Raw genomic sequence first — 10,774 nt, 5'->3', positions numbered from 1 at the left:
CGTTCGGAGGCCTACTTTGTTTTCCCTCTGGCGCAAGGCACGCCGGGAAAACAGTGCGGCCTCGCGGCTACTGGGGTCTACCAGCCTTCGCTTCGCTCTCCATGGCTGGCAGCGAACGAGATCGGCCAGATCATGGGCAAGAAAACCATAGCCGAATTTGTCGGTAACAGAAAGATTCTCGAATTGCTGAGGGAAACCCGGGTCGACTACGCCCAAGGCTTCTATCTTGGGAAACCTGCCCCACTGGAAGACTTCCCGCATTCCGGACTATAACCCCGCCTCCGCCGGAACAGGCTGATCCGCAGCCGTCAGCGGCTCCCCCCTTTCCACCAGCCCCATGTCTTCCATGATGCTGTAGGTTGCCGGCAGCACCAGCATGATGAGCAAAGTGGACGTGAGCATACCGAACACGATGCTGGTCACCAGCGGCACCAGTATCAGCGCCTGGGAGCTTGTTTCGAACAGCAGGGGCGTCCGCTGCCAGCCATGGAGAGCGAAGCGAAGGCTGGTAGACCCCAGTAGCCGCGAGGCCGCACTGTTTTCCCGGCGTGCCTTGCGCCAGAGGGAAAACAAAGTAGGCCTCCGAACGCGGCGTCCAGTCATATGGGAGTCAAGTACGGAGCAGCAACGAGCTTGCGAAGTTGTTGCGTAGTGCTTGGTGACCAGGACGGCTGGGGCACAAATAGGTTGTCAAAGGCTGAGTCGATTTTGGGGACTGGGATGTCCCAAAATCTATCACGAGGCCGAAGACACGCTTGATACCCGCAACCGTGGTCACGGAAGTGAGGAAGATGGCGCGGAAACGGTCCCGCACTGCCTGGCGGGCAGCATCATGAAACACCATGCCTTCACGCACCCGGTACTTGACGAATTCAACCAGCAGAATGGAATCATTCACCACCACCCCGGCCAGGGAAACGAAGCCGATCATGCTGGGCAGGGTGAAATCCAGCCCCATGATGAAATGGCCCCAGATGGCGCCAATGAGCGCCAGAGGAATATTCAGCAGCACGATAAAAGGCTCACGGTAGTTTCGGAACTGCAGACTCAGCAGTAGGAACACACCCAGGGCGCCCAGGCCAAAACCGCTCAGGATGGAGAGCTTGGTTTCTGTACCATTCTCCACCTCCCCCTTGAAATGGAAACGAATATCAGGATAACGCTCCCTTAGCCCCGGCATGAAATCCCGCTGCAGCCCCGCGATGATCTCCGATGTGTTGGCGAGCACACCGTCCACATCGCCATAGATATTCACCGTGCGCCGATGGTTCACGTGAGCGATACGGGAGTAGTCACGTTTTTCTTGTACCTGGGCGACACGACTCAGAGGAATGGCTTCCGCCTTGCCGGTAAACAGGAAAAAGTTTTCGAAATCGTCCATCTGCCGACCGTTGTTACGGTCCAGTTTGGCAATCACCTCATAAGCTTCGCGCCCCTTGTAGATATCCGTGACCTTCAGTCCCTGATAGGCCGCACGCAGCTGGAAGGCAATAGTCCGCGCATCCAGTCCGGTACTCTGCGCCCCCGGCAACAGGCGCACCGAAAACTGTGGCTTGCCGGGACGCAGATCGTCCAGCAGGTTGGAAACACCCTGGTAGCCGCGCAGCCAGTTCTGCACTTCCCACGACGCCCGGGACAGATCATCGAGACTGTCGCCACTGAGACGCACATGAATGGCACGACCCGCGGGACCGACTTTGGGTTCCCGGAACTGGATACTGATGACATCCGGCAAATCCCCGCTGTTCTGCCGCCAGCGACCGGTCAGTTCGGCCATAGCAGTGTGGCGGATCTCGGTATTGAGTACATCCAGCGTGATGGTGGCCAGATGGGCGCCATTCTCCGGCACGTCTGCATGAGCACCGAAAGTGACCTGCACGTTGCGCACCAGTGGCTCCAGCTCATTCCGGCTCAACTCCCGGTTAGTTTTGTCCAGCGCCTCGAGAAGATGTTGCACAACCGCCTCCGTTTCTTCCAGTGGTGTGCCCTGAGGCAACAGCACCCTTGCATCCACGGTATTTCCCTCAAGATCGGGAAAAGCCTTGAATTTCACCATACCTGTGGCAATCAGCCCCACGGAAAAAACCAGCATCGCCAACGCCAGCCCCAGGGTAAGATAGCGGTAGCGGATAGCCGTATCGGCTGCACGGCCTGCAGCATCTCTCATACGCAGAAACCCGTCATCAATCCTTTGCCGCCAGGCAGGCCGCCCCTTTTCGTGAGCATGTTCCAGGGAATGCTTCAGATGGTGGGGCAGTACCAGCATGGCTTCGATCAGAGACACTGTAAGCACCGACAGCAGCACAACCAGCAGCACGCCAAGAATCTGGCCGATATCGCCTTTCATCATCAGCAGGCTGCCAAACAGGAAGGCGGAGGTAAGATAGGAGGAAAACACGCCGCGGAATACCTTTTTCGTGCCGTCGATGGACGCCTGGCCAGGCGTCTTGCCCTTGGCGTACTCGTGTTCGATGCTTTCCGAAATAACGATGGCATCATCCATGAGAATGCCGATAGCCATGAGCAGCGCGATCATGGAAATCATGTTGATGCTGACGCCAAACAGCACCATCAGGGCCAGACCGCCCAGGAAGGAAACAAGTGTGTCTTCGACCTCGTGATAGATTTTGGGACATCCCAGTCCCCAAAATCGACTCGGCCTTTGACAACCTATTTGTGCCCCGGCCGTCCTGGTCACCAAGCACTACGCAACAACTTCGCAAGCTCGTTGCTGCTCCGTACTTGTCTTCCAATGACTGGACGCCGCGTTTGGATGCCTACGTTGCTTCCCCTCTGGCGCTTTGCGCACGACGGGTAAGCAGTGCGGCCTCGCGGCTACTGGGGACTACCAGCCTTCGCTTCGCTCTCCGTGGCTGGCAGCGTCGGCAGGCCCAGTGCAACCCAGAAGGTGTAACGCCAGTTGAAGAACAGAAACAAGGCCAGGCCCGCCAGCAGCAGGCCCTGCCAACCGTTCTTTAGCAGCAGCCTGAGCCGGTCGCGTACCCCGGTTGCCACATCCTGGGTAATGGTCAGACGGGTGCCCTGGGGAAGAATGGCATTCTCCTTTTCCACGAATGCTTTCACCGCATCGAACACCCGGAGCGTATCATTGATGGTGTTTTTGCTGATCTCCAGCACCGCGGCAGGTCTGCCATCCAGTTCGATGTATTGTTCGCGGAATTCAAAACGGTCTTCCACGCGCGCAATATCTCCCAGACGTATTTCTCCGCCTTCCGCCGTGTTGAGAATAACCAGATCACCAAGGGCCTCGGCACTCTTGCGCGCGTTGTCGAAACGGATCTGGTAGTCCTCGTCCAAGGTCTCCAGCGTACCGGTGGGCAACTCGATGGCCTGGGCACCCGTCAGACTGGCGATATCCTGCACGCTGAGATTGTATTTGCGCAGGCTTGCGGCCGGCACAAGCACCTGCAGCTGATGGGTGGAAAAACCGCTTACCCTCACAATGGGAATGCGGGGGTCCTCAAGCATACGGTTGCGGTAGTATTCCGCCAGATTCTTCAGTTCCGCCGTGGTCAGCTTATCTGCGGTAATGGCAACTTTGACCACCCGGCTGGTGCGGCCCAGCTGGGTAATGACCGGGTCCTCCACCGCATCCGGGAAATTCTGGATGCCATCGATAGCCACCTTGATGTCATCAGTAAACTGCTGGATATCACCCTGTTCCTGCATTTCCAGCGTGAAGATGCCCATGTTGTCCCGGGCATCACAGACCTGTTCCTTGAGAAAACTGATGCCGTCGGTGGCGTCTTCCATCGGATAGCAGATGCCTTCTTCCACATCACGGGGACTGGCGCCGGGATACACCACGGAAACCTGTACTTTGCTCTGCTTGAGAACGGGAAAGGATTCCTTGTTCAGATGACCCATGGAAAATAGGCCGATGGCAATGATCGCCAGCATGAGGATATTGGCAGCCGTAGGATGCGTCGTGAAATAACGGATCATTTTTCGATCCTGCGCATCGCCGCCTCATCGCCCATGGCTGCTGCAGCAAATTTCCGCACGTACTCGCTGGCCAGCCTTGGCTTCAGGGGCAGCCCCTCGATAACCGGAATAACAGCGCTGACGATGATGTTCTCTCCTGTTTCCAGCCCGCCTTTCACCACCACGAATTCCCCCTGACGATACAGAGTTTCGATCTGCCGGATCTCGAGCCGCTTGTCTGGCCGGGCAACATAGACCCTTCCCTGATGGACCGCCTTGCGGGGCACAACCAGCATCGGCTGTGCGGGCGCAAAGAAACTGACCGCGGTGAACATGCCCTTGAGCAGGGGCGGCCTTTCGCCGGGAATCACATCGGCATAAGGCTTGTCCACCTGCACCACCAACCCGACAGTATCCCGGCGCGGATCGATGGATTCAGAAATTCGAAGCAGCTTCCCCTGCCAATGCGCTGCTTCCGGGAAACCCACCAGCCGCACACGGGCCTCGAGCTTCATGTTGCTCACGAGGTTCCAGAACTTTCCCTGTTCATTCAGATCAACCTGCATATGTTGCTGATTGGCAAACAGCGGCCGGAACAGCCGGGTGGGCAGTTCCGCAGTAATCTCCACCGCATCTGTTCCCAGGGCCTCAAACAGCACACTGCCGGCGGCCACGAACTCCCCCTTCTCCACCAACACCTCGCCAATGCGTGCATCCATGGGCAGACGGATCTCCGTGCGCCCCAGCGTATCCCGGGTCTGAGCCACCTGGGTTTTGGACTGGCGTATCTGTGCATCCAGGGCGGCCTTGCGGCTCTCATAGGTCTTGAGTTTGCCTTCCAGATCCGCCACCTGCTGCTTGAGTTGCAGCACTTTCTGTTCTTCTGCATCTACACTTGAACGCGCCACAAGCTTCTTCTTCCAGATCTCCTGGATGCGTTTGTATTCCTTCTGCTGCACCGACAGGTTCTTGCGTACGATGGCCAGCAGCGACCGGGTACTTTCCTCCTCGGTTTCCAGCTGACGCAGACTGGATTCACTGCCTGACAGCCCTGCCTTGCTTTGTTCCAGGGAAAATTCGAAAGTGGTGGGTTCGATACGCAATACCACCGTATCCTTTGGCAAGCTGGCGCCCTTTCGCAATTGGGGATGGATATAGACGATCTTGCCGCTGACTTCGGACTTCGCCCGAACGGTTATGCGGGGTTCCACATTGCCATAGCCTGTGGCATGAGAGCGATAAGGTATGGGCCGTACCGTCATCACATCCACAACCTTTACCGGATAGCCGAGGTCCTCATGGGCAACAGGCGGCTTACTCTTCACCCTGAACAGCACCAGCGCCACAGCCAGCAGCACGATGAGCGGCAGAACGAATTTCTTTTGCAGGATCTTTTTCATGGGACGGCCAGCCCGGATTCTGGGGACATTGTCAATCGGTCATCTTAACCCACACCACTGATCCAATTCGTTTCAATCTGTTTCACTGCAAACAAAAAGCGCAACAACCGCCAGGTTGCTGCGCTGACTGACGGCACCGCATGGAATACTTCCTCAGCAATCAGCCGGTGAACACTCTTTTCACCTGATCGAGCTTTTCCCTGAAACTGGTTTCACGCACTGTCTGCAGCAGTTCCCCCAGTTTGAACGCGTGGTGGCGCTCGTAGGCGACACCCAGTTGGGGCATATCCGCCAGGCCTGTTTCGCGGGCATGTTCCACGAAACCCTTGTTCTTCCAGAAGAAGGCGCCCGGCATGGTAGTGGGAATGACCATGACATAGAACATGGCGCGGCCCAGTATGGCTACCCCCAGACTCAGCACGGCAAGCAGTCCGAAGGACAGCTGGCCTGTCAGGGAAGACACATACATCACGCCGGCAAGCAAGACACCCGCAATGAGCAAGGCATTGCGCAGCCAGTAGGCGTATCCGTAGGTAGTACTCTGTTCATAGAAAGACGCAGCCGCTTCGCTCTCTGTGTGATTCATGTCTTTCGCATGAAACATCAGCCCGATACCTTCGAGCAGCAGGCCCACACCCACGACAGCCGCCAGCAGACGCCCAAGATCAGGCATCAGTACACCGTAAACCAGCCCCATCAGCGCCAGCAGCAGGGCGCCCAGGCTCAGACCCGTACCGGTAAAAGCGGCGACTGTCTGCCAGTGATCCCAATAGGGACGCGCCGGGATACGGTACAGCCTGTACATGTAATAGCCACCGAATCCCAGACCCAGCAGGCCGAGCACGGCAAACAGGTTTTGCATCACCTGGGCAAAGCCGCCATCGAACAGGCTGAACAGCGTAAAACCGGCCAGTCCCGCGAAAAAGGCGGATACACCGGCAATCTCCCGGCTTACCGGTGACATGCGCAGGTTGTAGAAACCACGATAGAAGCGATGGGGCTTGCCCAGGTGCATGTTGAGTTTGAACATGCCGAAGCCCATGAGAGCCAGCATCACCAGCAACACGGGTAGGAAAGCACCGCTGCTCTGATAAGCGGCAACGGACTGTACTCCAAACCAGCTTCCCAGCACCAGCAGGGCAAAAGCTCCCATCACAGCCTGTGCACTGAGGGTAAAAGCAATATGGGCGTTCTCATGGGATCCCAGCAGCTTGCGCAGATTCCATTTACGCCTGAAACCCCGTTTGGGATCGAGCACCGGCCTGAAGGTTTGCGCATCGTCATCCCGATGATATTTGATGGGCGTATCGTCTACCCGCCTCATGTCACGCTGGGTAGTGCGCGCCTGCTGGAAGCGGATATTGGGATGGGTGATATCCGTTCGCGGAAAGCCGGGGATCTCGGTCTTGGCCTGGGTACGGCCTGCGGGAATGTTTTCGATGACGCCAAAATCCAGGGCCTTGCCCAGACAGGCAGAGACACAGGCAGGCTTGAGCCCCACTTCCAGGCGGTCCACGCACATATTGCACTTGCTCACCTGGCCCTTGACCGGATCGAGCTGGGGCGCGTTGTAGGGGCAGACCCAGGTACAGTAGCCACAGCCGAAACAGATATCCGGGTCCTGCAGCACGGCACCATATTCGGCAAACTTGGTATAGGCGCGCGTGGGACAACCCTTGAGGCACACCGGGTCATCGCAGTGATTGCAGGCCATGGAGATATTCAGACGCTGGTAGGCCGGGTAAGTACCGCCTTCCACGAATCCCACGGAACGGAAAGCGATGTGGGCCGGGTTGTCGTTCTTCTCGCTGCAGGCCGCTTCGCAGGCATGACAGGCAATGCAGTTGTCCGCATTGAAAAAGAAGCCATGCTGCTTCAGGCGGTTGGGATTTTGCGACTCCTGCGGCTGCTCGTTGATGATGAACTCTTTTGCCCGCGGATCATCTTCGGGCACGGTCTGGATAGACTTTCCGTAGCGGTTCTGCTGCTTGCTTTCGGTGTCGTTGAGCAATGCATATTCGGGTTCGTATTCACGTCTTTTGAACATCTCTGGGCAACCTGTATTTCGTTATCTATCGGACCGTAGGCCGGGCTGTAGGTCGGGCTTGAGCCCGACATCCCGTGCTGTTGTCGGACTGAAGTCCAACCTACACGGGATCACCATTGTCAGAACTTGCGCATTTCCATGCTCAGGCGCGCGGCCTCTTTCTGATCCGCAATCTTTTCGATACGCACTGCCGACTGCTTGTAGGCCGGCTGACGGGAGTGGGGGTCCAGCAATCCCAGGGTCAATCGGTTGGCGCAGTCGTGGAAGTGAAACGGCAGGAACACCATGTTCTTGGGTACCCGCTGGGTGGGTTCCGCCATTACGATGGCATCGGAACGGCGGGATACCAGACGCACATACTCACCGCGCTGAATGCCCATCTCGGCACACAGATCAGGATTGATCTCGATGAACGGTATGGGGCTGTACTTGTTGTTGTTACCGATCTTGCCGGTCTTGGTGCGGCCATGCCAGTGCTCGATGAGCCGCCCGGTGTTGAGCCACACGGGAAATTTTTCATCGGGCACTTCATTGTTGTCGATGAACGGCAGGGGAATCAGTTTGGCCCTGCCGTCTTCATAACGGAAGCTTGCCGTTTCAGTATACAACCGCCTGCCGCCCCTGGGTGGAGGCTGACCACTGTCCTTTTCCTCCTTTGTATAGGGCCATTGTATGCCCCGGCTCTTTTCGATGAGTTCGTGATCCATGCCAGATATGTCTGACAAACGGCCAACGGACAGCTGCCCCATCTCCAGGAAGATATCCGGCGCCTTCTCCGGAAAAGTCACCTTGCCCTCCCTGTTGAAACGCTCGGCCATGCGGTTGAAGATCCACAGGTCCGGCTTGGCCTGTCCGGGAGGTTCTGCAATGGGTTTGACCACGTTGATGCGCCGCTCGGTGTTGGTCATCACGCCCTCCTTTTCCGCCCAGGTGCCCGCAGGCAGGTAGACATGGGCATACTGGGCGCTCTCCGTATCCTCGTAACAGTCCTGCACGGCGCAGAATTCCAGTTTCTCCATGGCCTTGCGGATGCGCGAAGTATTGGGCAGGGAGGACATGGGGTTGGTGGCGATGAGCCACAGGCCCTTGATCTGCCCGGATTCGATGGCGTGATAGATATCGGTCTGGAACATGCCGCGTTTCCTGGGAAGGAATTCCTCGTCGATGTTCCAGAACTTTGCAATCTCCTTGCGATGCTCAGGAATCTCCAGATAACGGTAGTTTGGCAGGCCGGAGCAGGAGGACCATTCCCGGGTGCCCATGGCATTGCACTGACCGGTAATGGACAGGCTGGTGCCACCAGGCTTGCCGATATTGCCGGTGATCAGGGCCAGGTTGTTGATGCCCACCACGCCATCAGAACCATGGGTGGACTGGTTGATGCCCATGGTCCAGATCTGCATGGCGGCGCCGGCACTGGCGAAACGCCGGGCCACGTGGCGGATGGTATCCTCATCGATGCCGCAGATCTTTGCCACGGTGGTGGGATCGTATTTCTCCACCTCCGCTTTCAGGTCTTCGAAACCGTTGGTATTGGCATCGATATAGTCCTGGTCCTGCAGGCCTTCCTTGAGGATGACGTGCATCAGGGCGTTCTGCAGCACCACGTCCGTACCCGGCGTGATGGGCAGGTGAATGTCCGCGTTCTGCGCCAGCATGGTGACGCGGGGATCGACCACGATGAGAGGGAAACCTTTCTTTTCCTGGGCTTCCTTCATGCGCCAGTAGATGATGGGGTGCTGCTCCGGCAGATTGGAGCCCCAGGCGATGAGCAGGTCCGTGTGTTCGAAATCCTCGTAACAGCCCGGTGGGCCGTCGGAGCCGAAGGAACGCTTGTAGCCAGACACGGCAGACGCCATGCACAAGGTGGTGTTGCCGTCATAATTGTTGGTGCCGATGAGTCCGCGGGTAAGCTTGCCCAGGGTGTAGAACTCCTCCGTGAGCATCTGACCGGTGGAAATCACCGCGAAGCTGTCCCTGCCGTATTTTTCCTGGATACGCAGAATCTCATCGTGGATTCTGTCCAGTGCCGTATCCCAGTCCGTGGGTTGCCAGGGCTGGTGCCACTGGTCACGGATCTTGGGTTCCAGGCCACGACCGGCGGAATCGAACAGCTCGTGTTCGAAGATACCCTTGAGGCACAGCTTGCCGCGGTTCACGTCCGCATCGGCAACGCCGCGGGAGGCCACGGCCTTGCCTTCGGCATTCAGGCCCACTTCGATGGAACAGCCGGTGGAACAATAGCCGCAGGCGGCGTATTTCCACTCGACGACACCTTTGTCAGCGATCCTGACCGGGTTCTTCTTGCTGCGTCCGAATAACATTCGTTCTCACTTGTGTTGTAGTTGGTTTGTTACCCCTCTCCCCAACCCTCTCCCCCGGGGAGAGGGAGCTCGACACCCCTTTCCCGTGCGCGGAAGAGGGCTCGGGGGAGAGAGTTCTTACCCTTCTGTCAGACTCTGATGAAAAATCGCCTTGTGGATATCCCCCAGACTCAACATGCCCACCAGCTTGCCGTTTTCCTCCACGGGAATGCGGCGAAAACGGTTGTTGGCCATGATGATGGCGGCTTTGAGCACCGGCATGTCGGGCGATACGGTCTTGGCGCCGCGGGTCATCAGGTCTGAAACCTTCTTGCTGAGCGTGGATTTGTATTCACCCACTTTGTCCTTCAGATCGATGGTGGCCATGCTCTCCATGGCATCCTCGACGCTGGGAAACAGTTGCGCCAGTACATCCTTCTCTGCGATGAAGCCGATGAGTTTGTCGCCTTCGACCACGGGCAAGCCGCTGAAACGGTACAGGCACATCAGCGAAGCCACTTCCTGAACAGAAGTGTCTTCGGTGACGGTGCGCGCACCCTTTGTCATTATGTCTTTTACCAACATGCCTCATTCCTCCAAAATATTTTGTTCTCGTATGCCCTGTCAGAGCTGCAGGTACACCATGCCTTCTTCCACCTTGGCGACATAAGTATTGGTGCAGCCTTCGTCGGGATCCAGTGCTTCCCCGGATTCCAGATCGATTTTCCAGTTGTGCAAGGGGCAGGTCACGGTATGACCGGCCACAATACCCTGGGACAGGGGACCATTCTTATGCGGACAGGCATCACGCACGGCGAACACCTGGTCATCACCGGTGCGAAACACGGCGATGCTGCCGTCTTCGATTTCCACCACTCTTGAACCCAGACGGGGAATATCTTCCAGGGGGGCAATCTTTTTCCAGTCACTCATGTTTCTTTCCTTTACTTCTTTAAAATATACTAGAGTTTAGAGTAAGCAACATTGTTCCACCGTATATTTTCGGGTGAAATAAAGTTGCTATTTTGTTCATACTGCCCGTTAGAGCTTGTTCTATACGCTGATTGCTGCATCCTGCT

9 protein-coding genes and 1 pseudogene are annotated in these 10,774 nt (G+C 57.1%); 2 read left to right on the top strand and 8 right to left on the bottom strand.

The annotated features are described in order from the left end of the window. Positions 1–273: pseudogene (locus tag ACOCD2_RS06085) on the top strand (hypothetical protein); the annotation flags it as partial. Here ACOCD2_RS06085 and ACOCD2_RS06080 read toward each other — a convergent pair. Continuing rightward, positions 268–573: a hypothetical protein gene (locus ACOCD2_RS06080; protein ID WP_293645790.1), complete on the bottom strand. Its 306-nt coding sequence runs from the start codon at positions 571–573 to the stop codon at positions 268–270. The pseudogene ACOCD2_RS06085 and the gene ACOCD2_RS06080 sit on opposite strands and share 6 nt — an antisense overlap. Positions 574–610: 37 nt before the next feature. Next, on the bottom strand, positions 611–2,698 hold the full coding sequence (locus tag ACOCD2_RS06075; protein WP_293645792.1) for an efflux RND transporter permease subunit: 2,088 nt from the start codon (positions 2,696–2,698) through the stop codon (positions 611–613). Between ACOCD2_RS06075 and ACOCD2_RS06070 the strand changes: the two genes are divergently transcribed. Continuing rightward, positions 2,618–2,818 (top strand): hypothetical protein, encoded by a 201-nt coding sequence (locus ACOCD2_RS06070; protein ID WP_419584225.1) that lies wholly within the window; start codon positions 2,618–2,620, stop codon positions 2,816–2,818. The two genes, ACOCD2_RS06075 and ACOCD2_RS06070, sit on opposite strands and share 81 nt — an antisense overlap. Before the next feature lie 17 nt (positions 2,819–2,835). Here ACOCD2_RS06070 and ACOCD2_RS06065 read toward each other — a convergent pair whose 3' ends face one another. The 6 genes from ACOCD2_RS06065 to nirD all read right to left on the bottom strand — a co-directional run bounded on the left by ACOCD2_RS06065 (position 2,836) and on the right by nirD (position 10,628). Then, positions 2,836–3,966 carry an efflux RND transporter permease subunit gene (locus ACOCD2_RS06065; RefSeq protein ID WP_293645794.1) on the bottom strand — a complete coding sequence of 377 codons (1,131 nt, stop codon included), beginning with the start codon at positions 3,964–3,966 and terminating at the stop codon, positions 2,836–2,838. Further along, entirely contained in the window at positions 3,963–5,345 is a 1,383-nt protein-coding gene (locus ACOCD2_RS06060) for an efflux RND transporter periplasmic adaptor subunit (protein WP_293645796.1), read from the bottom strand. Before ACOCD2_RS06060 ends, ACOCD2_RS06065 begins: the two co-directional genes overlap by 4 nt. Before the next feature lie 160 nt (positions 5,346–5,505). Then, positions 5,506–7,392 (bottom strand): DmsC/YnfH family molybdoenzyme membrane anchor subunit, encoded by a 1,887-nt coding sequence (locus tag ACOCD2_RS06055; protein WP_293645798.1) that lies wholly within the window; start codon positions 7,390–7,392, stop codon positions 5,506–5,508. A gap of 119 nt (positions 7,393–7,511) precedes the next feature. After that, entirely contained in the window at positions 7,512–9,716 is a 2,205-nt protein-coding gene (locus tag ACOCD2_RS06050; RefSeq protein ID WP_293645800.1) for a molybdopterin oxidoreductase family protein, read from the bottom strand. A 117-nt stretch (positions 9,717–9,833) separates the two neighbouring features. Then, on the bottom strand, positions 9,834–10,280 hold the full coding sequence (locus ACOCD2_RS06045; protein WP_293645802.1) for a CBS domain-containing protein: 447 nt from the start codon (positions 10,278–10,280) through the stop codon (positions 9,834–9,836). 39 nt (positions 10,281–10,319) lie between these two features. After that, on the bottom strand, positions 10,320–10,628 hold the full coding sequence (nirD, locus tag ACOCD2_RS06040) for a nitrite reductase small subunit NirD (protein WP_293645804.1): 309 nt from the start codon (positions 10,626–10,628) through the stop codon (positions 10,320–10,322). Positions 10,629–10,774 lie beyond the last annotated feature (146 nt).

This window comes from Thiolapillus sp. (assembly GCF_048562965.1).
Lineage (GTDB): Bacteria > Pseudomonadota > Gammaproteobacteria > Chromatiales > Chromatiaceae > Thiolapillus > Thiolapillus brandeum_A.
Note: the sequence above shows the minus strand (reverse complement) of the source record. Positions and strands in the feature narration are given on the sequence as shown.

What these genes read in the sequence shown, in the direction of transcription:
- ACOCD2_RS06065 (WP_293645794.1), bottom strand. Translation starts at nt 3,966, where the DNA reads ATGATCCGTTATTTCACGACGCATCCTACGGCTGCCAATATCCTCATG.
- ACOCD2_RS06060 (WP_293645796.1), bottom strand. Translation starts at nt 5,345, where the DNA reads ATGAAAAAGATCCTGCAAAAGAAATTCGTTCTGCCGCTCATCGTGCTG.
- ACOCD2_RS06055 (WP_293645798.1), bottom strand. Translation starts at nt 7,392, where the DNA reads ATGTTCAAAAGACGTGAATACGAACCCGAATATGCATTGCTCAACGAC.
- ACOCD2_RS06050 (WP_293645800.1), bottom strand. Translation starts at nt 9,716, where the DNA reads ATGTTATTCGGACGCAGCAAGAAGAACCCGGTCAGGATCGCTGACAAA.
- ACOCD2_RS06045 (WP_293645802.1), bottom strand. Translation starts at nt 10,280, where the DNA reads ATGTTGGTAAAAGACATAATGACAAAGGGTGCGCGCACCGTCACCGAA.
- nirD (WP_293645804.1), bottom strand. Translation starts at nt 10,628, where the DNA reads ATGAGTGACTGGAAAAAGATTGCCCCCCTGGAAGATATTCCCCGTCTG.